The organism is Polynucleobacter sp. MG-27-Goln-C1 (genome assembly GCF_018881905.1).
Classification (GTDB): Bacteria; Pseudomonadota; Gammaproteobacteria; order Burkholderiales; family Burkholderiaceae; genus Polynucleobacter.
This window is the reverse complement of sequence record NZ_JACVPM010000002.1, coordinates 344,735-370,529: the sequence shown is the minus strand read 5'-3', so window position 1 is coordinate 370,529 and position 25,795 is coordinate 344,735. Positions and strand designations below refer to the sequence as shown.

General features: G+C 46.5%; 32 protein-coding genes. 22 read left to right on the top strand and 10 right to left on the bottom strand.

The features are described from left to right. Positions 1-2 precede the first annotated feature (2 nt). A complete protein-coding gene (gene ptsP / locus ICN14_RS05895; protein ID WP_216225591.1) occupies positions 3-1,754 on the top strand; it encodes a phosphoenolpyruvate--protein phosphotransferase in 1,752 nt (583 codons plus the stop codon). Between the two features lie 4 nt (positions 1,755-1,758). Here ptsP and ICN14_RS05890 read toward each other — a convergent pair whose 3' ends face one another. Genes ICN14_RS05890 through gpmA form a run of 3 tightly spaced genes read right to left on the bottom strand, consistent with a single transcriptional unit; the run spans position 1,759 to position 4,671 of the window. Continuing rightward, positions 1,759-2,511 (bottom strand): molybdopterin-synthase adenylyltransferase MoeB, encoded by a 753-nt coding sequence (locus tag ICN14_RS05890; RefSeq protein WP_216225590.1) that lies wholly within the window; start codon positions 2,509-2,511, stop codon positions 1,759-1,761. 22 nt (positions 2,512-2,533) lie between these two features. After that, positions 2,534-3,967 (bottom strand): S41 family peptidase, encoded by a 1,434-nt coding sequence (locus ICN14_RS05885; protein WP_216225589.1) that lies wholly within the window; start codon positions 3,965-3,967, stop codon positions 2,534-2,536. 14 nt (positions 3,968-3,981) lie between these two features. After that, complete coding sequence (gene gpmA / locus ICN14_RS05880; protein ID WP_216225588.1) at positions 3,982-4,671, bottom strand: 2,3-diphosphoglycerate-dependent phosphoglycerate mutase; 690 nt, start codon at positions 4,669-4,671, stop codon at positions 3,982-3,984. A 22-nt stretch (positions 4,672-4,693) separates the two neighbouring features. Between gpmA and ICN14_RS05875 the strand changes: the two genes are divergently transcribed. From ICN14_RS05875 to ICN14_RS05860, 4 genes are read left to right on the top strand one after another with little or no spacing between them, the layout of a single operon-like run. Further along, positions 4,694-5,107, top strand: coding sequence for a rhodanese-like domain-containing protein (locus tag ICN14_RS05875; protein ID WP_216178613.1), 414 nt, complete (start codon positions 4,694-4,696; stop codon positions 5,105-5,107). A gap of 17 nt (positions 5,108-5,124) precedes the next feature. Then, complete coding sequence (gene grxC, locus ICN14_RS05870; RefSeq protein ID WP_216225587.1) at positions 5,125-5,379, top strand: glutaredoxin 3; 255 nt, start codon at positions 5,125-5,127, stop codon at positions 5,377-5,379. Between the two features lie 23 nt (positions 5,380-5,402). After that, positions 5,403-5,924, top strand: a complete 522-nt coding sequence (secB, locus tag ICN14_RS05865; RefSeq protein ID WP_216225586.1) for a protein-export chaperone SecB — start codon at positions 5,403-5,405, stop codon at positions 5,922-5,924. Positions 5,925-5,950: 26 nt separating this feature from the next. Further along, entirely contained in the window at positions 5,951-6,973 is a 1,023-nt protein-coding gene (locus ICN14_RS05860; protein WP_216225585.1) for an NAD(P)H-dependent glycerol-3-phosphate dehydrogenase, read from the top strand. A 5-nt stretch (positions 6,974-6,978) separates the two neighbouring features. Here ICN14_RS05860 and trmL read toward each other — a convergent pair whose 3' ends face one another. Together trmL and ICN14_RS05850 are read right to left on the bottom strand one after the other, a co-directional pair. After that, on the bottom strand, positions 6,979-7,449 hold the full coding sequence (gene trmL, locus ICN14_RS05855; protein WP_216225584.1) for a tRNA (uridine(34)/cytosine(34)/5-carboxymethylaminomethyluridine(34)-2'-O)-methyltransferase TrmL: 471 nt from the start codon (positions 7,447-7,449) through the stop codon (positions 6,979-6,981). Then, on the bottom strand, positions 7,442-8,089 hold the full coding sequence (locus tag ICN14_RS05850; protein ID WP_255535981.1) for a ComF family protein: 648 nt from the start codon (positions 8,087-8,089) through the stop codon (positions 7,442-7,444). The genes trmL and ICN14_RS05850 overlap by 8 nt, the downstream gene beginning before the upstream one ends. Positions 8,090-8,226: 137 nt before the next feature. On the opposite strand from ICN14_RS05850, the gene ICN14_RS05845 reads away from it, so the two are divergent. The 7 genes from ICN14_RS05845 to ICN14_RS05815 all read left to right on the top strand — a co-directional run bounded on the left by ICN14_RS05845 (position 8,227) and on the right by ICN14_RS05815 (position 13,827). Further along, positions 8,227-9,030, top strand: coding sequence for a methyltransferase domain-containing protein (locus tag ICN14_RS05845; RefSeq protein WP_255535980.1), 804 nt, complete (start codon positions 8,227-8,229; stop codon positions 9,028-9,030). 265 nt (positions 9,031-9,295) lie between these two features. Continuing rightward, entirely contained in the window at positions 9,296-10,369 is a 1,074-nt protein-coding gene (gene coxB / locus ICN14_RS05840; RefSeq protein WP_370624828.1) for a cytochrome c oxidase subunit II, read from the top strand. A 40-nt stretch (positions 10,370-10,409) separates the two neighbouring features. Next, positions 10,410-12,029 carry a cytochrome c oxidase subunit I gene (gene ctaD / locus ICN14_RS05835; RefSeq protein ID WP_216225581.1) on the top strand — a complete coding sequence of 540 codons (1,620 nt, stop codon included), beginning with the start codon at positions 10,410-10,412 and terminating at the stop codon, positions 12,027-12,029. Next, positions 12,013-12,144 (top strand): cytochrome oxidase small assembly protein, encoded by a 132-nt coding sequence (locus ICN14_RS05830; protein ID WP_216225580.1) that lies wholly within the window; start codon positions 12,013-12,015, stop codon positions 12,142-12,144. Before ctaD ends, ICN14_RS05830 begins: the two co-directional genes overlap by 17 nt. 14 nt (positions 12,145-12,158) lie before the next feature. Continuing rightward, positions 12,159-12,752 carry a cytochrome c oxidase assembly protein gene (locus ICN14_RS05825; RefSeq protein WP_216225579.1) on the top strand — a complete coding sequence of 198 codons (594 nt, stop codon included), beginning with the start codon at positions 12,159-12,161 and terminating at the stop codon, positions 12,750-12,752. After that, positions 12,749-12,943, top strand: a complete 195-nt coding sequence (locus ICN14_RS05820; RefSeq protein ID WP_216225578.1) for a DUF2970 domain-containing protein — start codon at positions 12,749-12,751, stop codon at positions 12,941-12,943. Before ICN14_RS05825 ends, ICN14_RS05820 begins: the two co-directional genes overlap by 4 nt. A 29-nt stretch (positions 12,944-12,972) precedes the next feature. Then, the gene (locus tag ICN14_RS05815) at positions 12,973-13,827 is read left to right on the top strand and encodes a cytochrome c oxidase subunit 3 (RefSeq protein ID WP_216225577.1); all 855 of its coding nucleotides are present in this window, start codon (positions 12,973-12,975) and stop codon (positions 13,825-13,827) included. Between the two features lie 60 nt (positions 13,828-13,887). On the opposite strand, the gene ICN14_RS05810 is transcribed toward ICN14_RS05815, so the two are convergent. Next, positions 13,888-14,100: a twin transmembrane helix small protein gene (locus ICN14_RS05810; RefSeq protein ID WP_216225576.1), complete on the bottom strand. Its 213-nt coding sequence runs from the start codon at positions 14,098-14,100 to the stop codon at positions 13,888-13,890. A gap of 20 nt (positions 14,101-14,120) precedes the next feature. Here ICN14_RS05810 and ICN14_RS05805 point away from each other — a divergent pair, with 20 nt between their 5' ends. From ICN14_RS05805 to ICN14_RS05785, 5 genes are read left to right on the top strand one after another with little or no spacing between them, the layout of a single operon-like run. Further along, complete coding sequence (locus ICN14_RS05805; RefSeq protein WP_216863249.1) at positions 14,121-14,897, top strand: SURF1 family protein; 777 nt, start codon at positions 14,121-14,123, stop codon at positions 14,895-14,897. Beyond that, a complete protein-coding gene (locus tag ICN14_RS05800; RefSeq protein ID WP_216225575.1) occupies positions 14,894-15,553 on the top strand; it encodes a hypothetical protein in 660 nt (219 codons plus the stop codon). Before ICN14_RS05805 ends, ICN14_RS05800 begins: the two co-directional genes overlap by 4 nt. Beyond that, the gene (locus ICN14_RS05795; RefSeq protein ID WP_216225574.1) at positions 15,550-16,680 is read left to right on the top strand and encodes a heme A synthase; all 1,131 of its coding nucleotides are present in this window, start codon (positions 15,550-15,552) and stop codon (positions 16,678-16,680) included. The genes ICN14_RS05800 and ICN14_RS05795 overlap by 4 nt, the downstream gene beginning before the upstream one ends. Continuing rightward, complete coding sequence (gene cyoE / locus ICN14_RS05790; RefSeq protein ID WP_216225573.1) at positions 16,677-17,570, top strand: heme o synthase; 894 nt, start codon at positions 16,677-16,679, stop codon at positions 17,568-17,570. The genes ICN14_RS05795 and cyoE overlap by 4 nt, the downstream gene beginning before the upstream one ends. Positions 17,571-17,577: 7 nt before the next feature. Beyond that, positions 17,578-18,183: an SCO family protein gene (locus ICN14_RS05785; RefSeq protein WP_255535979.1), complete on the top strand. Its 606-nt coding sequence runs from the start codon at positions 17,578-17,580 to the stop codon at positions 18,181-18,183. Between the two features lie 21 nt (positions 18,184-18,204). On the opposite strand, the gene rpoH is transcribed toward ICN14_RS05785, so the two are convergent. Beyond that, entirely contained in the window at positions 18,205-19,146 is a 942-nt protein-coding gene (gene rpoH / locus ICN14_RS05780) for an RNA polymerase sigma factor RpoH (RefSeq protein WP_216225572.1), read from the bottom strand. Between the two features lie 94 nt (positions 19,147-19,240). Next, positions 19,241-20,131 (bottom strand): signal recognition particle-docking protein FtsY, encoded by an 891-nt coding sequence (gene ftsY / locus ICN14_RS05775; protein WP_216225571.1) that lies wholly within the window; start codon positions 20,129-20,131, stop codon positions 19,241-19,243. 60 nt (positions 20,132-20,191) lie between these two features. On the opposite strand from ftsY, the gene ICN14_RS05770 reads away from it, so the two are divergent. From ICN14_RS05770 to ICN14_RS05750, 5 genes are read left to right on the top strand one after another with little or no spacing between them, the layout of a single operon-like run. Beyond that, positions 20,192-21,577, top strand: coding sequence for a pitrilysin family protein (locus ICN14_RS05770; RefSeq protein WP_216225570.1), 1,386 nt, complete (start codon positions 20,192-20,194; stop codon positions 21,575-21,577). Then, the gene (locus tag ICN14_RS05765; protein WP_370624814.1) at positions 21,564-22,910 is read left to right on the top strand and encodes a M16 family metallopeptidase; all 1,347 of its coding nucleotides are present in this window, start codon (positions 21,564-21,566) and stop codon (positions 22,908-22,910) included. Before ICN14_RS05770 ends, ICN14_RS05765 begins: the two co-directional genes overlap by 14 nt. Then, positions 22,882-23,532, top strand: coding sequence for a 16S rRNA (guanine(966)-N(2))-methyltransferase RsmD (gene rsmD / locus ICN14_RS05760; protein WP_216863233.1), 651 nt, complete (start codon positions 22,882-22,884; stop codon positions 23,530-23,532). The genes ICN14_RS05765 and rsmD overlap by 29 nt, the downstream gene beginning before the upstream one ends. Before the next feature lie 36 nt (positions 23,533-23,568). Next, a complete protein-coding gene (coaD, locus tag ICN14_RS05755; protein ID WP_216225568.1) occupies positions 23,569-24,063 on the top strand; it encodes a pantetheine-phosphate adenylyltransferase in 495 nt (164 codons plus the stop codon). Between the two features lie 18 nt (positions 24,064-24,081). After that, positions 24,082-24,351 (top strand): YfhL family 4Fe-4S dicluster ferredoxin, encoded by a 270-nt coding sequence (locus ICN14_RS05750; RefSeq protein WP_215333994.1) that lies wholly within the window; start codon positions 24,082-24,084, stop codon positions 24,349-24,351. 4 nt (positions 24,352-24,355) lie between these two features. On the opposite strand, the gene pth is transcribed toward ICN14_RS05750, so the two are convergent. Beyond that, positions 24,356-24,952: an aminoacyl-tRNA hydrolase gene (pth, locus tag ICN14_RS05745; protein WP_216225567.1), complete on the bottom strand. Its 597-nt coding sequence runs from the start codon at positions 24,950-24,952 to the stop codon at positions 24,356-24,358. Between the two features lie 90 nt (positions 24,953-25,042). Next, complete coding sequence (locus ICN14_RS05740) at positions 25,043-25,681, bottom strand: 50S ribosomal protein L25/general stress protein Ctc (RefSeq protein WP_216225566.1); 639 nt, start codon at positions 25,679-25,681, stop codon at positions 25,043-25,045. Between the last annotated feature and the right edge of the window lie 114 nt (positions 25,682-25,795).

Below are 25,795 nucleotides of genomic sequence, written 5' to 3'. Positions count from 1 at the left end.
GGATGACTTTTGCTTTGCACGGAATAGCAGTATCTAAGGGTATTGCCATTGGCAAAGCCGTACTGATATCGCGTGCAGCATTAGAGGTTAGTCATTACTTAATTGAAGCTGGCAAAGAAGAGGCTGAAGCTCAAAAGTTATTGGATGCTTTTGAGCAGGTGCGCCTCGAGTTGGCCCAATTACGTCAAGGATTGCCTAAAGATGCGCCCCAAGAAATGGCCGCATTCTTGGATGTGCATGCCATGATTCTGGCAGACCCAGCTTTAGCTGAGAAGCCGATTAAATTAATTCGTACTCAAAGATTAAATGCTGCTTGGGCGTTAACAACCGAGCTGAATGATCTTTTAGGGCAATTTGCTGATATTGAGGATGCTTATTTAAAAGAGCGTGCCAACGATATTCGACAGGTGGCTGAGCGTGTAATTAAGGCTTTAAATGCTCAGAAAAAAGACTCTTTAAATGATGCCGATTTTTTGCCTGCAAGCGATATCGGCATTGAGTCGATTATTGTTGCCCACGATATTGCTCCTCATGACATGCTGCGCTTCAAAGATCATGCTTTTACAGGTTTTGTAACGGATCTTGGTGGTAAGACATCTCATACCGCCATTGTCGCGCGCAGTATGGAAATCCCTGCAGTAGTCGGCGTGCGACATGCCAGCGAAATGATTCGTCATGGTGATTGGCTGATATTGGATGGAGAGCATGGGGTTGTCGTTGTTGCTCCAGATGAACAACTCCTTGCCGAATATCGAAAGCTACAAGTTCAAGCCTTAAAAGAGGCTCGTAAACTAAAACAGCTAAAGCACGCCAAGACGGAAACAGCTGACCGGGTTGAGATTGAGTTGTTTGCCAACATTGAGCTTCCAGAGGATGCTATTCAGGCAGTGAAGTTAGGTGCTGTAGGTGTTGGCTTATTTCGCTCTGAATTTTTATTTATGGATCGCAAGCAAGCCTTGCCCGATGAAGAGCAGCAGTATCAAGAATATCGTCGTGTAGTTGATTTAATGCATGGCCTGCCTGTCAATATTAGAACCATTGACGTTGGTGCTGATAAGGCATTGGGTGGTGGAGGCGATATTTCTCAGACTGGGACATCACCACTGGGGTTGCGCGCGATTCGCTGGTCCTTGACCGAGCCTGAAATCTTTTTAACGCAACTCCGAGCTATCTTGCGCGCGTCAGCACATGGTCAGGCACGGATCATGATCCCGATGTTGGCGCATGCTAAAGAGATCGATGAAACATTTAGATTGATTGAAAAAGCAAAGCAGCAATTACATCAGCGCGGCAAAGCATTTAATCCGAATATTCAAGTTGGTGCCATGATTGAAATTCCAGCGGCTGCATTGATGCTGCCGTTATTTATTAATCGATTTGATTTTCTTTCGATTGGCACTAATGACTTAATTCAGTACACCTTGGCAATTGATCGCGCAGATCACGCGGTGGCACATTTATATGACCCTTTACATCCCGCTATTTTGAATTTGCTATCTAGCATCATCGATCAAGCGAAGCGAGCAGATGTGCCGGTTGCTGTTTGCGGTGAGATGGCTGGCGATCCTGCACTAACAAAGCTATTACTTGCGCTCGGCCTAACAGATTTCTCAATGCACTTTAGCCAACTCTTGTTAGTCAAGCGTGAGATCCTAAAGGCAAATGTGGGTCTACTAAAAGCCCGCGTTCCTAGAGTCCTGCGTGCCTATGAACCCGAAGAGCAGGCCAAAGCATTAGAGCGCTTGCTCTCTTAACCCCCTAGTGTTGGGAGCCGCAAACCTTGCATGTGGGATTGCGAGAAATACTAATCTCATCAATCTGAGTATTGAGTGCATTCCAAAGCAACATTCTTCCCACTAAAGGCTTACCAAAGCCAATCAATACCTGAAGTGCTTGGGCTGCTTGCATCGCACCAATAATGCCAACCAACGGAGAGAAGATGCCCATGCTGGCACAGCTAACTTCTTCAAACTGTTCTTCCGGAGAAAAAAGGCAGGCATAGCAGGGTGATGCTGTACTCCGAAAATCAAAGACGCTCAATTGACCATCAAATTTGAGGGCAGATCCAGATACGAGTGGCAGCTTATGAGTAAAGCAGGCTGCATTAATGAGCTGGCGGGTAGCAAAGTTATCAGTGCAATCCAAAACGAGATTTACCGATGGCAAGAGTTCTTGCAATAAATTCTCAGTTGCCTTCTCTGCGATTGCGTTAATCGTGAGGGTGGGATTGATGCTTTGCAAAAATTGCTTTCCTGATTCCACCTTACTTTTACCGATGGAGTTCTGGCTATGCATGATTTGTCGTTGCAAATTAGTGAGCTCGACTTTGTCATGATCAAGCAGCATTATTTTTCCTACGCCGGCTGCAGCTAAATAGGGTGCGGCCGCGCTTCCCAGCCCACCGGCACCAATGATGAGGATGTGCGAGCCAAGAAGCTTTTCTTGGCCAGCAACATCAATTTCTTCTAGCAGTAAATGCCGCGAGTAGCGAAGTAGCTGCTCATCATTCATATGTATGCCTAATTGCTAGAACTTACTCTAGCTTAGAGGCGGAGCGTTTTACAGGCTCACCATTAATAAATGCAACTGCCTGAGAAAGCATAAAGTCATCTGCACTGCCGAGCTCGACAGGCTTCTTAGACTTTTCTTTTTCTTTCTCTTCAGGAGTCTTCTTGGCATTTTTTTCTTCAATGCGCTGAAGCTCTTCTAGGCGGCGTTTTTCACGATCGGCAACCAGTTTTTCTTCTGATGATTGCTTGTTACGCAAATGCTTCTCGCTATCAACTTCGCGGGTAATTAATACATCATCCGGATCGCCATCTTTATTTTGATCAACTGCGATATCCGGTTTGACGCCATAAGCTTGAATCGATTTACCACTCGGTGTGTAGTAGTAGGCGGTAGTGATTTTCAGTGCAGAATCATTAGTCAGTGGGCGGACTGTTTGCACAGAGCCTTTACCAAAAGTAGTCTTGCCAATGATGGTTGCGCGTTTGTAATCTTGTAATGCGCCAGCCACAATTTCAGAGGCGGAAGCGGAATAGGCATTTACTAAAACAACCATCGGTAGTTTTTTGTACATCGCTGGCACGCCAGCTAAGGGATCGCCAGGCTCACTGAGACGGTACATTGCTGGTGTTGCATTGAACACTTGCTTGGAGTCAGCTGTCTGACCCTTGGTCGAAACGATCACAGCATCTGCCGGCAAGAAAGCAGCGGCAACGCCGACGGCGCCTTGTAGCAAGCCACCACCATTGTTTCTCAGGTCAAGAATGATGCCCTTCATTTTGGGATCTTGATTTGCTAGCTCGGTTAATTTTTTTGCAAGATCCGGAACCGTACGCTCTTGAAAGCTGGTGACTCTCACCCAGGCAATATCGTTATCCAGAATTTTGGCTTTAACGGACTGCACTTTAATTTCAGCGCGAGTAATTGTTACTGGGAAGCTGCGCTCTTCACTTTTGCGGAAGACGGTCAAAGTAATTTTTGTACCTGGTGTACCGCGCATGGTGCGCACGGCTTTATCCAGTGACATGCCGCGAACAGGCTTGTCATCTAAGCGAGTAATAAGATCGCCAGCTTGTAAGCCAGCACGTGCCGCAGGACTATCTTCAATTGGGTTAAGCACTTTAACAACGCCATCTTCTGAAGTGATCTCAATTCCAAGACCAGCAAACTTGCCACTGGTTTGTTCTTGCATTTCAGAGAAATCTTTTTTATCAAGATAGGTAGAGTGCGGATCAAGACTGCTCACCATACCTTTGACGGCATCGGTCAGTAACTGTTTGTCTTCAATTGGCTCAACGTACTCACGTTTGATTTGAGCAAAGACATTCGATAATGTCCGCAGCTCATCCAAAGGCAGCGTTGCACCCTGCTGGGCGGTGGCTGATAGTTGAATGGTGGCTGCAACCCCGGCGATGAGGCCGACAGAGACTAGGGCAAAGTTCTTGAAAAATACGCGCATGCTTCTGTTTTACCTTAATCCAAATAAAAATGCTGAATGGGCTTGAGGTTGTCATCGAGCTCATAAACAAGCGGGATGCCATTAGGAACGTTGATTTCCATAATGTCTTCGTCAGAAACCTGGTCGAGATACTTAATTAAAGAGCGAATGCTATTGCCATGTGCGACAAGTAATACGCGCTTACCTGCTTTGAGAGCGGGAGCAATAGATTCATTCCAAAGAGGCAATACGCGCTCGACGTTATCTTTGAGGCACTCGCCTAAAGGAATATCAGATGCACTGAGTTTTTCGTAACGTCGATCATTTTGTGGATTGCGCTCATCTTCTTTTTCTAAGAGGGGTGGGCGTACGTCGTAGGAGCGACGCCAAATATGAACTTGGGCATCTCCGTACTGCTGCGCTGTTTCAGCTTTATTCAGGCCGGTGAGGGCGCCATAGTGGCGTTCGTTCAGTCTCCAGCTGTGGACTACGGGCAGCCACATGAGGTCCATAGTATCTTGAACATGCCACAGGGTGCGGATGGCTCGTCTGAGAACTGAGGTGTAGGCCACATCAAATTCATAGCCTGCTTTACGGAGGTTTTCTCCGGCAGCAAGGGCCTGTTCGGTGCCTTTTGGGGTTAAGTCAACGTCCGCCCAGCCAGTGAAGCGGTTTTCAAGGTTCCAGGCGGATTCGCCATGACGAATAAGGACAAGTTGTTTCATAGAGCCATTCTATAATCCGGTGATGAACTTTCTCACGCAAATTGATAATTTAGCGCTTATCGCCCTCCTGCTTGTTTCGGGCGCAGCACTCTTCTTCCCCACATTATCTACGCTTATTAGCGGAAAAGGCTTATCGCCTACAGAAGCAACTATTTGGATGAATCGCCGTAAAGCAGCTGTTTTGGACTTACGTCCAGAATCCGACTTTAAGGCTGGTCACCTGCCTGGTGCAAAACATCTTTTGGCCGAGCAAATCCCGTCCGGAATCGATAAGCTCAAGCTGGACCGTAAAAATCCCATCATTTTGGTTTGCCACTCAGGTATGAGTGCCCGCAAGGTAGTTCCAGAATTGAAGAAATTAGGGTTCTCTGAAGTTGCGGTCTTGGATGGCGGCGTTCAGGGCTGGCAGGCTGCAGCCTTGCCATTAGTCAAATAATTCAGCGGGTCTTCGATATGCCACAAGTTACGATGTATAGCACCCAAGTTTGTCCCTACTGCGTTATGGCAGAGAAGTTGTTGCAGAAGAAGGGCGTGGCAAATCTAGAGAAGATCCTAATTGATCATGATCCTGCGCAGCGCGAGATCATGATGACTCGTACAGGTCGCCGTACTGTGCCGCAAATTTACATTGGTGAAACCCATGTTGGTGGTTATGACGATCTAGTTGCACTAGATCGCGCCGGCCAACTTGATCCACTCTTAGCTTAAAAAATTTACTCAGAAAGTTTCCCATGACTGAACAAACTACTTCCGCTCCAGATGCAGCTGATAACTCAAAAGAGCCTGGCTTCCGCATCCAACGTATTTACCTCAAGGACCTGTCTTTAGAGCAACCGAATGCACCACAAATTTTATTGGTTGCGGCTGAGCCTCAAGTTGAGGTTGAGGTAGATGTTGCAGTTACACGCTTGAGCGATGAAATTTTTGAGGTTGCCTTAATTGGAACAGTGACAGCCAAAGTCGAAAGCAAGGTGCTCTTTTTGGTTGAAGCTAAGCAAGCGGGTATCTTTGAATTTAACAATATTCCACCAGAGCAAATTGATCCAATGTTAGGCATTGCTTGCCCAACGATTTTGTATCCTTACTTGCGCTCGAATATTGCTGACACTATTAGCCGCGCTGGTTTCCAGCCAATTCATCTGAATGAGATCAACTTCCACGGTATGTATGAACACCGCATCATGCAGGCTGCGCAAGCCGCTGCAACGGAAAGTAGCTCTACGGATGAAAGCAAAATCATTCTTCCTCACTGAGTCAATTTAGTTAAAGCCCACAGATCATGAAAGTGACGCTGCTTGGAGCTGGTTCTTGGGGCACTGCTATGGCCGCGCAAGCAGCGCGCCATCTTCAGGCTGGCGATGTTTGTTTGTGGTCGCGAAGCGCTGAGCAGTTAGAGGGTATAGAAAAGTCTGGCGAAAATGCAGACTATCTGCCTGGCGTTATCTTGCCAAAGGGCTTGCAATTAGAAGTAAGTTTTGAGCGGGCTATTGAACGCCTTTCGGCAAACGATCTTTTGGTAATTGCTACTCCGATGTCAGGTTTGTCGGAAACAGTGGCACAGGTACTACGCATCGCTAAACACCCGCTCAATATTGTTTGGCTGTGTAAGGGCTTGGAGCCCAGTACAACCTTATTACCGCATCAAGTAGTAGACCGGGAAGACCAGTTGCACAGTCATGGCCTTCATCATTCTTACGGTGCTCTATCAGGACCAAGTTTTGCGCAAGAAGTTGGGAATGGTATGCCTTGCGCATTAACTATCGCCAGCAAGTCGAATGCCTTATGCGACATTGTTCAAGGCGCTTTCCATCATGGCAATATGCGCATCTATGCCAGCGATGATTTAGTTGGTGTTGAATTAGGCGGTGCCATTAAAAACGTTTTAGCAATTGCAGCTGGGATTGGTGATGGGCTAGACCTTGGCTTAAATGCACGCGCTGCAGTATTAACGCGTGGCCTTGCAGAAATGATGCGTTTGGTAAAAGCTGCTGGCGGCAGACCAGAGACATGTATGGGATTAACTGGAGTAGGCGATTTGATTTTGACTGCTACTGGGGATCTCTCTCGTAATCGCCGTGTTGGCTTAGCGCTTGCTGCCGGAAAACCTCTACCTGAAATTTTGGGCAACTTAGGACATGTTGCTGAGGGTGTGCTGTGTGCCTCTGCGGTTGGTAATCTGGCGACACGCTTAGGTGTTGAGATGCCAATTACTACCATGATGGGTGAGGTTTTATCTGGAAAACTTTCACCGCATGAAGCTGTGAAAAAACTCATGGGGCGCGATCCCAAGGTCGAAGTTTAAGTTTCTTAACTTCCGCCAAGCAATCCGTTTTGGCGCCATGCTTCATAAACAACAATCGCTACTGTATTCGAGAGATTCAAGCTACGACTGCTATCTTGCATCGCTAGGCGAACTTGATTGGGTGTTGGAATTGAGCTTCTGACTTCTTCGGTGATGCCTTTGGTTTCTGAACCAAAAACAAAATAATCTTCCGGTAAATATTTGCCATCATGAAATTTCCCAGATCCCTTAGTCGTTAATGCAAACATGCGTTCAGGTTTGGGATTTTCATCAATCAGAAATTGTGCCCAGTTTTTATGAACCTTTACTTTGGCGAACTCGTGATAGTCCAGTCCTGCTCTGCGAAGTTTGGCATCCTCCATGGGGAAACCCAAGGGCTCTACGAGGTGTAACTTTGCACCCGTGTTTGCACAGAGGCGAATGATGTTGCCTGTATTGGGCGGAATTTCTGGTTCGAATAAAACAATGTTAAACATGCTCTGATCTTTGTGATGGACGAAGTGTTCTCAGTAGAACCCAATTAATAACATGAGATACACCATTGTCCTTCAATACGCGAGCGATTTCATTTAAGGTTGCCCCGCTAGTCATGACATCATCAAACACAATGACTGAGGCAGACTCTAGCAAGCCCCGATACTGTGGGTTGATATAAAACATGTCTTGAATAGCTATGTGACGATTAGCTCGGTTCTCATTGGCTTGATGCTGAGTGTGGTGGTGACGCTTCAAGGTATGTGGGTTTTTATGAATGTATTTGTCACAGTCAATCCGCCTAGCCAATTCCCAGCTTTGATTAAAACCTCTGGCGCATAGTTTTTCTTGGCTCAACGGTACTGGTAGAAGATAGTCTGCCTGGGCTGTTGTTAAACCCTGTGCAATCAGGGCATTCCATGTCGTAGCCAGGCCATGTGCACATGCAAGTCGACGCTGATATTTCAATTGATGCAAAGCAGGCTGCAGTCTGCCATCGTATCGATCTAGGCAGTAAGTTTCGTCGAAGTAGGGCGGGTTAGTGATGCACTCTCGACAACGTTTTTCTTTTAACTCTTTTGCTTCAAGGGTGAGGCCGCATTGCTTGCAGCATTCATAATTTGATAGTTGATCTGATTGCAACTTGATGAAGCAATCAAGGCAGAGAGTGCGTCGCTGGAATGCCCCGCAAACAATACATGAGCTTGGTAATAGGTGAGAACAAATTGATTGAAAAATATTCTCTATTAGATGCATGGGCCGCTGAGTATACTGAGCCAATGACCCAATCAATCAGATGGCTTCAGGATGAAATTGCAGCTCGCATGTTGCAAAAATTAGACATCGTGAAGTTGGAGGCAAAGGATGTCCTATTGATTCCAGATTTCCCTGGAGCCCATGCCCCTTTTCTGACAAAACGTTTTCCGGGGATTCGTTTTCACAGTGCGCCAGAATGCGAGCTATCAGGTTTTGATTTATTGAAGCTGAGGGTGTCCCGTTTTTGGAATTCAAGAATGAAGTCGGCATCCCAGATTTCTCTTGATGACTACAAGAAAACGGGCCGCATTAATCTCCCTAACAATTCTGTCGATTTAGTAGTCAGCGTTCTCTTGATTCAGGACTTAGCTGATCCTAAGCATTTCTTGCAAGAGTGCTGGCGAGTGCTCAAAGAAGGTGGGCTACTAACTTTGAGTTATTTAGGTCCTGACACTGCCAAAGAGCTCAACTCCGAACCTTTGGCGCAGCAATTGCCGCTTCAAAAGTTGGCCAGCCCCTGGGATATGCACGATATGGGGGATGCCCTCCTAGGCGAACGTTTTTCAGACCCGGTAATGGACATGGAATTCTTGGGTTTGGACTATGAGTCTGATGCCATTCTGCTAACCGATGCCAGGTCATTAAATTTGCTAGGCCCCGCCGATCAAAACAGCCCCCTAAGCACTCAATTGCCCAAAAAGCTCACTTTAGAGATTGTTTATGGGCATGCTTGGGCCTTAGGTAAGCACCTTGCTAGGGCCCAAGATCATGTTGCCTATATTGATCCAAATCAAATCGGACGCAAGACTAGGAGTGATTCTGCTTAAGTGTGAGTATTCACTATCTTTTAAACCATTGTCAAGATTGAGGCTGGCTTAGTTAACCGGGTTTGTTGTTGAGCATAATTAACCCTATAATCACGGCTAGATGTATTGGCTTGATACCGCTTTTTTGGGCTTTCTGGGGCTTTATAGCTGCAGAAGTTCACGACAATAAACAGAGAATAAGATGAATTTATTTGGAAAAGTCACTAGGGCTTCGCTCTATTTAGTAGCAGCCTTTGGCACTGCATTTGCGCATGCGGCTGAAAATATGCCGGGCGGCCCTGCTGTCATGCAGTTGAATTTCACTGCCCCAGCAACCAAAATCATGCAAGAAATCCATTGGTTGCATTGGATGATGTTGATCATTTGTGCGGTGATTTTTGTGGGTGTTTTTGGGGTGATGTTCTATTCAATCCTCAAGCATCGCAAATCATTAGGCGCTAAATCTGCCTCTTTCCACGAAAGTACTACTGTTGAGATCATTTGGACAGTTATCCCATTGCTGATCGTTATCGGTATGGCTTTGCCAGCAACAAAAACTGTTGTGGCGATGAAAGACACTACCAACTCTGATATCACTATTAAGACTACTGGTTATCAGTGGAAATGGGGTTACGACTACATCAAGGGTGAGGGCGAAGGCATTAGTTTCTTGTCTACCCTGACTACTTCACGTGAATCCATTAATAACTTGGCTCCTAAATCAAATACATATTTGATGGAAGTCGATAACGAAATGGTTGTACCAGTTGGTAAAAAGATTCGCATCATTACCACTGCGAATGATGTGATTCATTCATGGACCATCCCAGCATTTGGCGTTAAGCAAGATGCGATCCCTGGTTTTGTTCGTGATGCCTGGTTCCGCGCTGACAAAATTGGTACTTATCGCGGCCAATGTTCAGAGTTGTGTGGTGCTGAACATGCCTTCATGCCTATCGTGGTCAATGTAGTCTCAGAAGAGGACTACACCAAGTGGGTGGCAGAGAAGAAAAAAGAAATGGGTGGGGCATCTGATGACCCAACTAAGGTTTACACCTTGGACGAGCAAAAAGAGCGTGGTGCCAAAGTCTATGCGGCTAACTGCGCAGCATGTCATCAGCCTAATGGCAAAGGCGCGGGCGCGTTCCCGGCTTTAGATGGCAGCAAGGTTGTTAATGGACCAAAAGCTGGTCAATACAACATTCTTATCAATGGTAAGGGTGCGATGCCGAAGTGGGCTGGTGTAATTTCTGATGGCGATATCGCTGCTGTGATGACATATACCCGCAATGCTTGGGGCAATAAAACGGGCGAGCTGATTCAGACCCAAGATATTGTTTCTGCACGCGCTGGCAAGTAATTTATTTATTAATACAGATCAAACTAAACCGGAGTAATCCATGAGCACAGTCTCTACCACCCACGATCACGCACACGACCACGCGCATGATGATCACACGCCACATGGTTGGCGTCGTTGGTTGTTTGCAACCAACCACAAAGACATCGGCACGATGTATCTGATCTTCTCATTCGTCAGCTTATTAGCTGGTGGTGTGATGGCGCTGGGTATTCGTTTGGAATTGTTCCAACCAGGTTTGCAATTTTTGCGCCCTGAGTTCTTTAACCAGTTAACCACCATGCACGGTTTGGTAATGGTGTTCGGTGCAATCATGCCGGCATTCGTTGGATTTGCAAACTGGATGATTCCTTTGCAAATCGGCGCATCCGATATGGCTTTTGCTCGTATGAACAACTTTAGCTTTTGGATTCTTCCAGTAGCAGCTTGCTTGTTGTTCGGTTCATTCTTAGCTCCTGGCGGTGCACCTGCTGGTGGTTGGACTTTGTACGCTCCATTGACCTCACAAATGGGCCCAGGTTTAGACATGGCTATTTTTGCACTCCACTTATTGGGTGCTTCTTCCATCATGGGTTCGATTAACATCATCGTGACCATCTTGAACATGCGCGCTCCTGGCCTGACATTGATGAAGATGCCAATGTTCTGCTGGACTTGGTTGATTACTGCTTATTTGTTGATTGCCGTAATGCCTGTATTGGCTGGTGCAATCACCATGGTTCTGACAGATCGTCATTTCGGTACTTCTTTCTTCTCCGCAGTTGGCGGTGGTGACCCAATCATGTTCCAGCATATTTTCTGGTTCTTTGGTCACCCAGAGGTGTACATCATGATTCTTCCAGCATTCGGAATTGTGAGTGAGATCATCCCCGCGTTCTCCAGAAAAACTTTGTTTGGCTATAGCTCAATGGTTTATGCGACTGCATCTATTGCGATCTTGTCATTCATCGTTTGGGCTCACCACATGTTTGCAACAGGTATGCCTGTAACAGGTCAGCTGTTCTTCATGTACGCCACAATGTTGATCGCCGTGCCAACTGGCGTGAAGATTTTCAACTGGGTAGCAACTATGTGGAAGGGTTCGATGACATTCGAAACTCCAATGTTGTGGGCAGTTGGTTTTATTTTCGTATTCACAATGGGTGGTTTCACAGGCTTGATCTTGGCAATGGCGCCAATTGATATTGGTGTGCAAGATACTTATTACGTTGTTGCTCACTTCCACTATGTATTGGTAGCAGGCTCATTATTCGCCATGTTTGCTGGCTTCTACTACTGGTGTCCAAAGTGGACTGGCTATATGGCTAGTGAAACTCGCGGCAAGATCCACTTTTGGACTTCCATGATTTTCTTCAACGTAACGTTCTTCCCAATGCATTTCTTGGGCTTGGCAGGTATGCCACGTCGTTATGCTGATTACCCAACCCAGTTTGCCGATTTCAATATGGTTGCTTCTATTGGTGCACTCGGTTTTGGTTTGTCCCAAGTTTATTTCTTACTCTTTGTTGTCTTGCCAGCTTACAACGGCAAAGGCGAAAAAGCGCCAATGAAGCCATGGGATGGCGCCAAAGGTTTGGAGTGGACTGTGCCTTCACCAGCGCCACACCACACATTTGAAACTCCTCCTAATGCTGCAGAGTTAAATGCTGCAGGAATCTAAAGTAGCCGCACACAAATCCCAATCTGCCGGTAATCGCAGATTGGGTTTTATCCTTTTGAGTGTTGCTATTGTGTTCTTTGTTGGCATTTTGCTTAAGCGGAGCTTACTGGGTTAAGGCTCATCATCAATATGTCCGCTATTGCCTCTATTAACCGCCAAATCTTACTCAAGCTATTGATCGCTTCAGTGATGATGTTTGGTTTTGGTTACGCATTGGTGCCGATGTATAAGGCATTGTGCGAGGTTACCGGCATTAATGTGATCACTAGCAAGAATGACTATGGCATTCGAGCCTATAGCGCTAATAAGGTTGGCAATACTCAGGTCGATTACTCCCGCAAGGTGACTATCGAGTTTGACTCCAATAGCCGCGGCCCATTTACATTTCGTCCGGTAAAGAACTTTTTAGAAGTGCATCCTGGCGAGATGACAGAGATTGTTTATGAAGTAACCAATAATTTGAATCGCTCTGTAGAGGCTCAAGCAATTCCAAGTTATGCGCCTAAAAGCGCCATGGAGTTCTTTACCAAATTAGAGTGTTTTTGTTTTCAGCAGCAAACTTTGGCAGCTCATGAAATGAAAAAGATGCCAGTAGTGTTCGTGATTGATGCGGGACTGCCGGCTGATGTGAAAACCATTACTTTGTCGTACACCTTCTTTGAGTTAGGAGTTGGTCAGCAGCCAGCGGGCTCAACAACTCCTAAATCGAAATCGGTGTCATGAGTAAGAAAAGTACTTTTATGCAATCCATGATCGCAGTGTTGTGGGCTTTTTTGGGTGTGCGTAAAAAATCAGGATTGCAGGAAGATGTAGCTTCATTAAGTTTTATCCACATTATTATTGCGGGAGTATTAGGTGCCTTGATTTTTATGGGCGCACTCCTTTTGATAGTTAAAGCAGTTGTGTCCCATTGATTATTTTTTGATTGAATAGAGAGAATAAGATGTCATCCAATTCAACCCCTTACTATTTCGTTCCTGGACTATCCAGTCATCCAGCTGCAGCAGCTCTGGGTTTGCTTGCCTTTGGCGCTGGTATGTCTGGCTGGGTAAACCATGCAGCTTGGGGCGGCCCAGTAACTGCAGTTGGCGTACTCTGGGTTTTGTTTGTTCTCTACAACTGGTTTGGAGACACTATTGCTGAGTCTAATGCCGGCAAAAATGGTGTAAACGTCGATATTTCTTATCGCTGGTCGATGGCTTGGTTCATCTTCTCTGAGATCATGTTCTTCGGCGCTTTCTTTGCTGCTTTGTTCTATGCGCGCAATATTGCGATGCCTTGGATGGGTGATGTAGAGAGCAAATTACTCTGGCCCAACTTCACAGCAGTTTGGCCTAATGATGGCCCTGCAGGTTTGGTTGAGAAATTTACAACGATGGGCCCATGGCCAATCCCAACCATTAATACTTTGTTGCTCTTGAGCTCAGGCGTAACAGTTACTTATGCTCACCATGCGCTTCGTGAAAACCACATGAAGAAAGCCATTTATGGTTTGGCTGCAACTGTAGGTCTCGGCATTATCTTCTTAGGCTTTCAGATGTATGAGTACTACCATGCATACCATGCCTTGAACTTGAAGTTGACTTCAGGTGTTTATGGTTCAACATTTTTTATGTTGACTGGTTTCCACGGCTTCCACGTATTCCTCGGTGGCTTGATGTTGGCGATTGTGTTGCGTCGTATGATTCGTGGCGACTTTACTGCTGAAAACCATTTTGCGTTTGAAGGTGCTGCTTGGTACTGGCACTTCGTTGACGTTGTCTGGCTCGGTCTCTACATCGCCGTTTACTGGATGTAAGGAAATAAAAAATCGGGGCGTTAAGCCCCGATTTATTTTGGGTTACCGATTTTATTTTGCTTAGCTTGTTCCTACCCGAACACCAGTAGCTTCAATATAGCCAAAATAGTGGGCAATCAAGATACCAAGAAACAGAACTATTGAAAGTCCAATACGTAGCATGAGAGACTGAACCATTCTTGAGCTACCGCCCTTATCCTTCATCATGAAGTAGAGAGCAGAGCCCAAGCTTCCTACAATCATTAGCAGTGCAACTGGAATAATCCATTTCATCTCAAAGTACCCTTGTGAATATGTTTTCTAGCTTAATTACTAGTCGTATAGTTGCTACTTTATCAGCCCTGCTGGTGATTTTGGTGGGCTGTAGCGCGGGTATTTGGCAACTAAATCGGGCAGATCAAAAGATTCGCTTGGGTGACTCTCTGGCTGCGAAGCTGCAAATGCCCGTACTGAATGCCAATACCGATAGTTTGACCTTAGAGCAGGCTGCAGAGCGTCGTATTCTTGCTCGCGGCCGCTTTATCCCAGCTGAGGCTATTTGGCTAGATAACCGCCCTCGTCCTATTCCGGATGGTGGGGCTGGCAGTGCAGGCCAGTCTGGGTTTTATGTGATGATGCCCCTGAAATTACATGGTCAGGATGCCGTTGTTTGGGTCAATCGAGGCTGGGCTCCTCGGAATAATGAAAATCGTACTGAACTACCTCCAATCAATACCCCAGATGAAGTGGTGGCTATTGAAGGGGTTGCCTTTCCCCACCCGGGAAGGGTTTATGAGTTGGGCCAAAAAAGTGATACGAAAGCGAGTCCTAGAATTGAGCAAAATTTTGATTTAGCGCTCGAAGCCCAAAGTCATGGGTGGAAGCAGTTGCCATTTATTGTTCGTGAATCCGATTCAGCCAAAAAAGATGGTTTAGTTAGAAATTGGCCCTCCCCAACAAATGGCGTCGATCGCCATTATGCTTATGCCTTTCAGTGGTTTGCTTTGGCATTGGCTGGATTTTTATTTTGGCTCATCAATGGCCTCATGAAATATCGGCGAGAGCTTGCTGTGAATGGAGATAGAGTGTGAGTGATAAAGAGTTATTAATCCCAGCTTCGCAAATGGATTCATCGGCGATTAACGCGCAGACTCGTCGCGGTCGTCTGCAAATGCTATTTTTATTGCTTGCATGTGCAGCACCGGTGATCGCTTCTTATTTGGCGTATTACGTCTTTAAGCCAGAGGGTGGAAAAACAAATTTCGGAACCCTTGTTCAGCCTGTGCAAGATGTGAATCCAGCTTGGTTTGATATTCCTTTTAATGGCAAATGGACTTTGCTAGTAGCTAGACCGGCTGGCGAGTGCACCATTCAAAACGAATCTTGCCTTGAGGCTTTATTTTTAATGCGCCAGTTGCGTATTGCTGTCGGCCGCGAGAGTGGTCGCGTTCAGTTGGTTTGGGTTAATACAGATGGGAAGCCAGTAGACCCTGAGGTATTGCTGGCTTATGATGAAAAGACTGCAGGATTTCAGATTCTCAGTTTGCCCGCAGATCCTCAGTTGAAGTCTGAGTTTGATGTTTGGCTTAATCGTGATGGCGCAGGGCAGAAGATTCAGTTGATCGATCCGAGTCCAGCCAAGATGATGGTTTTTCCGGTGACTAACTCACCGAAGGAATTTGGCAGCATCAAAAAAGATCTCGAAAAACTACTGCGCCTCAATCGTAAGGGCGAGCAATTGCAATGAGTAGTTTCTTATTGCTCGGGGAGTTAGCTGCAATTGCAATTGTCTTTGCAGGTCTACCTTTGCTCTATCTCTGGACCAGGCCGGGTTATAGCTTTTTCCAAAAGCTCAATTGGGTTTTGGTCTTCATGACTTTCGACTTAATTGTGTTCGGTGCTTTCACTCGTCTTACGGATTCTGGCTTGGGTTGCCCAGATTGGCCTGGTTGCTATGGCACCTCAAACCCATGGCATGCGATCGGCGAGATACAGCTTGCTGAGGCCAATATGCCTACGGGCCCTGTGACGGTGATTAAGGCCTGGATTGAAATGATTCATCGTTATTTAGCAATGACTGTTGGTGCATTAATTTTGATTCAGGTGGGTTTAGCTTTTAGTAAGTTGAAGAGCTTGGGTACAAAGCCATTGTTGGGCAGCCTGTGCTTGCTGGTTTTGGTGTGCATTCAGGGAGCATTTGGTGCTTGGACAGTGACGCTCAAATTACAACCCATCATTGTGACTATCCACTTAATGTTGGCTCTAGTTTTGCTGGCCTCCTTAACGACTTATGCGCAGCAAGAGTGGGAAGAAAAGTCTTCCTCAGCACTTCGCTTTCAACCTAAGCCACTTTCTGCAAAGTTGCTCTTTCTTGCTGCGGTCGCCCTCAGCATTCAAATATTTTTGGGTGCATGGGTGAGTACAAATTACGCGGTATTAGCATGCCCTGATTTTCCGACCTGCATGGGAACATTTTTGCCGGAAACAGATTGGCAGGCTGGTTTTACTCTTTGGCGTGCGCTGGGCCTGAATGCTCAAGGTGAATCTATTTCTCCTGTTGCCTTGCAAACAATCCATTGGGCGCATCGCGTGTTTGCTGTAGTTGCTATTGCAGACCTCAGCTTATTGGGAGTGAGCGCTCTTCAGTTAAGTAATGCTGCATTATCCGGAATGGGCAAGATTGCTAAGTTATTACTAGGCTTACTGATTCTTCAAGCCCTTACGGGTATTTCGAATGTCGTTTTTCAGTGGCCGCTTCTTGCTGCCTTGATGCATACCGGCGGTTCCGCAGCTCTGGTGTTCTGTTTGGTTCGCCTGACCCAGTGGTCCTCTTGGAGTGCCCCCGTTCATATTAAGATGGTTAAATCATTATGAGTAGCCCCACCTCTTCCACTCCTGGAGCGATGCCGCGTTGGCGTCAATACTGGGTTCTCACCAAGCCCCGCGTCACTCAGCTAGCAGTTTTCTGCGCAGTGATTGGAATGTTCTTGGCTACCCCTGGCATGGTGCCTTACCCAGTGCTCATTGGTGGAATAGTTGGTATATGGTTATTGGCGGGTGCAGCGTTTGCAATGAACTGTTTGATTGAACAGGCTGTTGATGCAAAGATGAAGCGTACCTCTTGGAGGCCATCTGCCACGGGTGAGGTAACACCTTTTCACATTACTATTTTTTCGATTGTTCTCGGTAGTTTGGGAATGGTCATCTTGTGGAACTTCTGCAATCCATTAACGATGTGGCTCACAGTAGCAACTTTTGTAGGTTACGCTGTGATTTATACCTGGCTGCTTAAGCCTGCTACACCACAAAATATTGTGATTGGTGGACTATCTGGCGCGATGCCGCCAGCTCTAGGTTGGGCGGCAGTCACGAATAGCCTGTCTGCAGAAGCTTGGCTCTTAGTGCTGATTATTTTTGTTTGGACGCCGCCGCACTTTTGGGCGCTCGCTCTATATCGGCGTGATGACTATGTGCAAAGTGGTTTGCCGATGTTACCGGTAACTCATGGTGAGCGCTTTACGCTGCTCAACATTTTGCTGTACACCCTGATTTTGATTGCAGCTACTTTGCTGCCTTACATCTACGGTATGAGTGGGCTGGTGTATTTAGTCTCCGCAATCATTTTAGGTCTGATGTTCTTGGCTTATGTGATTGCTCTATTTGTTTCTTATAGCGATGAGTTGGCGAAGAAAACATTCCGTTTTTCGATTACGTATTTATCTTTGCTGTTTGCAGCGCTATTAATCGATCACTATTGCATGTGAGATGAATATGAATTTATCAAAAATTTCTATGCGCATTGCACGCATCCTGATGTTATCGCTCATTGGTTTAGCTTTGGCAGCTTGCAGTCCTAAGCCAAGCTTTAAGAATGTTGACATTACTGGCAGCAAAGCATTCGGTACAGACTTTAGCTTGCTTGATCCTGATGGGAAAGTAAGGACCATGGCTGACTTTAAAGGCAAAGCAGTTGTGATGTTCTTTGGCTATACTCAGTGTCCAGATGTATGCCCTACGACGCTGACTGAGATGCAGCAGGTCATGACTCTATTGGGACCACAGGCTGATAAGGTGCAGGTATTGTTTGTAACAGTAGATCCTGAGCGAGATAGCGCAAGCATTCTGAAGCAGTATGTCCCCGCATTTGATTCCCGTTTCTTGGGCTTGCGCCCAGCTGATGAAGCTGCTTTAGAAAAGGTCACCAAAGACTTCAAGATTTATTACAAGAAGGTACCTGGTACTAGTCCTGGTTCATACACCATAGATCACACAGCAGGAAGCTACGCATTTGATCCAGAGGGTCATTTACGTCTTTATATCAAGCATGCGCAAGGTCCTGAGACCTTGGCGCAAGACTTGAAGGAATTGCTGAAGTAAAAGCTGAGAGAGGAAAGCTGCTTATGCAGCTTCTGTTTGCAAGAGGCTGCGCATCTTTTTGAGAGCAGCAGTCTCAATCTGACGAACACGCTCTGCAGAGATGCCATATTCACTAGCGAGATCATGCAAAGTCTTTGTACCCTTACCATCCGCATCCATTGCCAGCCAACGTGATTGGACGATGTTGCGACTACGCTCATCCAAAGCCATGAGTGCTTGATCTAATTGAGGGCCATGTAGAGCATCAGTTGCAGCAGCAGCCATCATCTCAGTAGGCTCTTGACTGTTATCAGCCAGCCACTGAATCGGTGCATAGGCTGACTCATCATCAGTGTCGTCGCCCTCTAAGGCAATATCACCACCAGCTAGACGCATTTCCATTTCTTTAACGTCCGAGCCTTTGACATCCAGAGCCTTAGCTAATGCCTCAACTTCATTTGGTGTCAGCGCAGCCAAAGTAGGTTTGTTGCTGCGTAAATTAAAGAACAGCTTGCGTTGCGCTTTAGTTGTTGCAACTTTAACTAAACGCCAGTTCTTAAGAATGTACTCATGAATCTCTGCCTTAATCCAATGGATTGCGTAAGAGACTAAGCGTGCACCTTGGTTAGGGTCGTAGCGTTTTACAGCCTTCATCAAGCCGATATTGCCTTCTTGAATGAGGTCGGCATGTGGAATGCCATAGCCTAAATACTGGCGAGCAACAGACACCACCAAACGGAGGTGCGAGAGAACCAAAGTTTTCGCAGCATCCACATTTTCAGTGCGACGAAATTCCTGCGCGAGGTGAAGTTCCTCTGCGGCACTGAGCATAGGTACGCGATTGACGTACGAGATATAAGAGTCGAGTGTGCCAACCCCAAGGGAAGGCAACATCGGAAAGGCAAGCGAAGCCGCAGCAGTCTGCGCTGCTGGCAATGTTTGCCGTGCTTGCAATTGCGGTTTGTATGCTTTCTTTTGAACCATTATCTTTTTATATATTTTAGGTATTAGTAGGGTTCTATTTTAGCACTCTTGTCAAGAGAGTGCTAATGGTTTTTTACTTCTATAAGCCTATGATTTAATTGAATAATTCAGATGAATATTGGGCGGCTGTAAAGGGGGCTAAATCATCAATTCCCTCGCCTTTGCCTAAGGCTAAAACTGCTGGTTTTGGCCCATTGCTGAGGGTGTGGGCGAGTGCGCAAATGACCCCGCCTTTAGCAGTGCCATCCAATTTGGTCACGATTAAGGCAGAAAGCCCTAGAGCAGCATGAAAGGCCTTTACTTGGCTTAAACCGTTTTGACCTGTATTGCCATCAAGAACGAGCAAAGTCTGGTGAGGTGCCCCAGGAAGGGCCTTGCCGATGACTCTTTTCACCTTCTTCAGCTCCTCCATGAGATGGTCTTGAGTAGCGAGTCTGCCAGCGGTATCAATAATCAGAATATCGCTCTTGCGAGAAATCGCTGCATGAATGGCATCGTGTGCCACGGCTGCTGCATCTCCACTCTCTTGCATGATCACGTCGACTTGATTACGGCCACCCCATTCAAGAAGCTGGTTACGTGCCGCTGCGCGGAAAGTATCTCCGGCTGCTAGTAAAACGGATTTACCTTGTGATTGAAAGAGTTTGCAGAGCTTGCCGATGGTGGTGGTCTTGCCCGCACCATTAACGCCAATTACTAGCCACACCTCTGGCGTGGTCTTTTGATCATGAACGTACAAAGGATTGGGGATTGGCTCCAAGGGCTTTAAGAGACTTGCTACCTCATGAATGAGCAGTTGCTTGAGATCTTCTGGGCTGCTAGCTTTTTCTGATTTAGCGGCTTTACGTAGTTTGCTAATCAGTTGTTCAGTCGTAGGTAGGCCCACGTCGCTCAGAATGAGAGATTCTTCTAGGGCATCAAACCAGGCTTCATCAGTCTGATTGGATTTAAATAGGGATCCGAGGGTTTTACGTAGGCCGAACATAATCGATACAATTTAATCTTGCATCTTATCAATTTAATTTAGGGATAGGTGATCTTACAGATGCGCTCCACTTTATTACGCTTTTCTTTCTATTTGATGCTCTGCTGTCCCAGCGCCTGGGCAGCCACAGACGCAGGTCTAGCAAATACCCACGAGTTTCAACTGTCTAATGGTCTTAAGTTGATTGTGCGTGAGGATCATCGGGCGCCGACGGTTGCGCATATGGTTTGGTACCGCGCTGGCTCAATGGATGAGGTAAATGGTAAGACTGGTGTAGCCCATGTGCTCGAGCATATGATGTTTAAGGGCACTGACAAGGTTAAGTCAGGAGAGTTCTCTCGCTTAGTTGCGGCAGTTGGCGGTCGAGAAAATGCATTCACCTCCCGCGATTACACAGCCTATTTTCAGCAGGTAGAAAAGTCCAAGCTAGATGAGGTGATGAAGCTAGAGGCTGATCGCATGTCTAACCTCAACTTTGATGATGCAGAGTTCTTGAAAGAAATTCAGGTAGTGATGGAAGAGCGTCGTCTGCGTACTGAGGATAATCCAAGTAGCCTTCTAAATGAGTCACTCATGGCTACTGCTTATATGAGCTCACCTTATCGTCATCCGGTAGTGGGGTGGATGAATGACCTGGTCAATATGAAAGCTACTGATGCACGTGATTGGTATCGCAGTTGGTACAAACCTAATAACGCCACAGTCGTTATTGCGGGTGACGTGGACCCTAAAGCTATTTTGCAGCAAGTAGAAAAATATTATGGGGTCGCTTCTGCAAGAGCGTTACCTGAACGTAAACCACAGATCGAGCCGCCACAAAAAGGTATTAAGCGGGTGCAAGTGAAAGCGCCAGCAGATAGCGCACAGCTTGCAATGGCATGGAAGGTTCCCAAGTTACAAGTGGGCAAGTTAGAAGATGATGAGCCGTATGCGCTGGAGTTATTAGCTGCAGTACTTGATGGTTATGACAACGCTCGCTTAAACCGCACGATGGTAAAGCAAGAGCGGGTAGTTAACGATGTGGGTGTGGGTTACGACATGATCTCAAGAGGGCCAGAACTCTTTTTAATTAGCACCAGTATGGCTAAGGGCAAAACAGTAGAGCAGGCTGAGAGCAGTATTCGGAAGGCTCTAAAAGAAATTGTCGATAAGGGAATTCTGGAGTCAGAGCTCAAGCGCATCAAGGTGCGTATTTTGTCTGATCAAATTTATAAGCGAGATTCGATCTTTGGTCAGGCAATGGAAATCGGCAGTACAGAGATGGCTGGATTCTCATGGCGAGATATTGATGTGATGTTGGAGAGGATGCAAGCAATTACTCCTGCACAAGTTCAAGCTGTTGCAAAAAAATATTTGGTCGATGAAGGTTTAACAGTTGCAGTTTTAGATCCGCAGGCGCGTCAATCCAATGAGAGTAAGCAAGGAGACAATCGTGCTGCTAAATAAATTGCTCAAGCAAGCTAGTCTTGCATTCGTTCTGATAGCGGGGGTTAGTACCTCTGCCCATGCAATATTGCCGATTGAAAAACTAGAGCCCGTCAAGGGCGCGCAAGCTTACTTAGTCCAAACTAAAGCCTTGCCTATGGTGGATATCGAGATCAGTATTGATGCGGGTGATCGCTATGATCCAGCGGCAAAGAGTGGCTTAGCTACAGTAACTGGTCAACTGATGAACTATGGCGCAAAGTCAGAGAAGGGTTTACTGACAGAGGCGCAGATCGCCGATGAGATTGCAGACTTGGGTGCAAACTTTGGCATTACTGTCAGCGGTGAGCGCGCTGTCATGCGCATTCGAACTTTAAGTCGCAAAGATTTACGTGATCGCGCTGTTCAGTTGGGATCGGCCATGTTGAGCGCCCCCACTTACGATGCCAAAATCTTGGTGCGCGAGAAGCAAAGAATGACAACTGCATTGCTAGAGTCAGAGACAAAGCCAGAGTCAGTCCTAGATCGCCGTTTTAGAAAATTGGTTTATGGAAGCTATCCGTTAGCTAATTCACCAACGGTACAAAGTATTACCAATATCAGCGCAACTGACTTGCAGCAGTTCCATAAACAGTTTTACCGCGGCGATCGAATGATTGTCAGTATCGTAGGCGACGTGAGTAAAGCAGAGGCTGCTGAAATTGTTCAAGGTTTATTGCAAAGAGTGCCGCAGTCTGGACCTGCTATTGCCAAGTTGCCGGCTTTTGAGCGCTCACCAGTAGAGCCTTTAAGTCAACGTGAGGTCACCATTCCATTTGATTCACAGCAAGCGCATATCAGTATGGGAATGACTGCAGTAACCCGTAGCAACCCCGACTATTTTCCATTGTTAGTGGGGAACTATGTCTTGGGCGGCGGTGGCTTTGTATCCCGTCTCATGTCAGAGGTTCGTGAAAAGCGTGGCCTGGCCTACAGTGTGTTTAGCTACTTTGCGCCTGGAAAGGATGCGGGGATTTTTCAGGCGGGATTGCAAACCAAGAATGATCAGGCAGCTTTGGCACTAGAGGTGATGAGTTCTTCCATTGCGCAATTTATTGCTGATGGACCCACGCAATCTGAGCTCGATGCCGCTAAAGCGAATTTGATGAATGGCTACCCTTTGAGAATTGATAACAACCGCAAGTTGCTCGATAATGTTTCCTCAATTGCTTGGAATAATTTGCCTCTCGACACGATGGAGGTGTGGACTAAGCAAGTGGAAGCGGTCAGCCTTGAGCAAGTAAAGGCAGCGTTCCAAAAGTACTTAGCCATGGATCGAATGAAGATTGTGGTCTTGGGGGCTAAAAATAAATAAGCCAGTTAAGCCTGCTGCGCCAGGCAAGCATTCCGAGCTCCCTCAGAAAATTCGCATTATTGGTGGAGTGTGGCGCAGTCGTTTGCTGAGTGTGCTGGATCTATCTGGCCTACGTCCCACCACAGATCGTGTTCGTGAAACCTTATTCAATTGGCTTGGGCAGGATCTGGTGGGTTTGAAGTGCTTGGATTTATTTGCCGGTACTGGCGCTTTAGGTTTTGAGGCGGCATCACGACACGCTTATTCAGTGACCTTGCTAGAAAAAGATAAGAAGGCCCATGCCAAGCTTTTGGCAAACTTTGCCTTACTTCAGTCATCTCCCGCTCCTGGAGTGGTCGAAATTTTGCACCGAGATAGTTTGGAGTTTTTAAAGCGACAAGCCGACCGCTCGAGCAATTTGATTTTTATTGATCCACCCTTCCAGGAAGAGGCCTTATTCAATCAAGCGCTGATAGAGGCTGCTCGCGTTTGCGATGACAGCGCTGGCGGAGGGATTTACGTGGAGTTTCCGGCCAGTCGCTCTCGTGAGCAGATCGAGGCTTTAGTGCCGGACTGGCATTGTGGAAAATACTTAGAGGCTGGGCAGGTAAAAGCTTGTCTATTTCGCTCTAAGAGGGGCTAAACTCTTGCCTGTAGCTGAAAAAGCCTTAGGAGCGTTATGACTGTAGCTGTATACCCCGGAACATTTGATCCCTTTACTCGTGGTCATGAGGACTTGGTGCGTCGCGCTTCAAGCATTTTTGGCGAGCTAATTGTGGGTGTTGCTGATAGCCGTAGCAAGCGCCCTTTCTTTACCTTGGAAGAGCGCATTGCAATTGCCAAAGAGGTTCTTGGTCACTATTCCAATGTAAAGATTGTTGGTTTTACAGGTTTATTAAAAGACTTTGCGCGCGAACATAATGCGCGTGTGATTGTGCGTGGTTTGCGTGCAGTATCCGATTTTGAGTATGAATTTCAGATGGCAGGCATGAATCGCTATTTATTGCCTGATGTTGAAACGCTATTCCTTACGCCATCAGATCAATATCAATTTATCTCCGGCACCTTTGTGCGTGAGATTGCTTCAATGGGCGGAGATGTTAGTAAGTTTGTATTCCCATCCGTAGAAAAGTGGTTGGTCAAAAAGATCGAAGCCAATAAGAGTAAAGAGTAAGGCTGGTAGGCAAACAAGATGGCTTTAATGATTACGGACGAATGCATCAACTGCGATGTGTGTGAGCCTGAATGTCCGAATGATGCAATCTACATGGGTCTTGAGATCTATGAGATTGATCCCAATAAATGTACTGAGTGCGTTGGGCACTACGACGCGCCACAGTGTCAGCAGGTTTGTCCAGTTGACTGCATTCCACTCAACCCCGCATTCTCAGAAAATCAGACTCAGCTCATGGTGAAGTATCAAGCTTTAACTGCTGCTAAAAAAGCCCTAGCTACAAAGTAGTGTCCTAATTTGTTTTTGAATGTAGCTCCAGCATCGCTGCCTGAGCATCGCCCTTTAGAAATAAGGGCAGAATCCCCAAACCATCTTCAATACTGGCATCAATCTGTTTTTGCTCTGCCTGTAAAGGCCTTCTTAATACATAGTCAGCAACATCCATTACGCGCGCACCTTCTGCGGCGAGGTCTCGTGGGTGGCCAATACCTAGGCGAAGGCGCCAGTATTCAGGGGTTCCCAGATGGGCTTGAATATCCTTCAGCCCATTGTGCCCGCCAGTGCCACCACCGAGCTTGATACGTGCAGTGCCGGGTTTGAGATCTAGCTCATCCTGGACTACCAGCACATCTTTGGGCGTAATTTTATGGAAGCGGCACAGCGCGCCTACAGCTTGACCGCTGAGGTTCATATAAGTGCTGGGCTTAAGTAAGAAAAGATCTTCACCTTCCCATTTAGATTTTGCTACTTTCCCATGAAAACGTTTTTCAGTTTCAAAGCGGGTACTCAATTGTTTTGCAAGGGCGTCAACAAACCAGAAGCCAGCATTGTGCCGATCTTCTATGTGTTCTTCGCCAGGATTGCCGAGGCCAACAATTAATTTAGTCATGATGAGAGCTTAAGGATAAAAGTATTTCCGCAAAAAAGAAAACCCGCTTGTAAGCGGGCTTCCTCTGTCGCAAAGATAGGGCTTAAATAATTAAGCTTTGTCCTTTGGGGCTTCAGCAGCAGGAGCAGCAGCAGCTGCAGGAGCAGCTTCAGTATCGGCAGATTTCACTGCTGGGATACGTGCGTTAGCTAATACTGGATTTTCTTGCTCAACATGCAATACCAAGGTAACGCCTTTTGGCAATGCGATGTCTTTAGCGTGGATGCCATGACCGACTTCAATCTTGTTCAGATCCACTTCAATGAATTCTGGCAAGTCTGCTGGCAAGCAAGAAACTTCCAATTCGGTTGAGATGTGGCTGATTACAGCGCCTTGCAATTTCACTGCAGCTGAAGTGTCAGCGTTGATGAAGTGCAATGGAACGCGCATGTGAACTTTTTCAGTCGCAGAAACGCGCTGGAAGTCGATGTGCAGAACCAAAGGCTTGAATGGATGCATCTGGTAATCGCGCAACAACACTTTTTGTGCTTTGCCGCCGATTTCGAGATCAAGGATGGATGAGTGGAATGCTTCCTTACGGAGAGCATGAAACAGTGCGTTGTGATCCAACTCAATTACAGTTACGGCGTCTTTACCGCCGTAGATGATGCCCGGAGTTTTACCGGAGTTGCGCAGACGGCGGCTCGCACCCGTTCCCTGTACGCTTCTTTCAAAGGCTACTACTTTCATATCGAATTCCTAAATTAAGGTTAATTTCCGTTCGCGACCAAACAGAAAAGCCTTTGATTATATCGTGGGAATGACGGTTTTTGCCTAGAAAAGGCTCAAAACTGCCAAAAACAG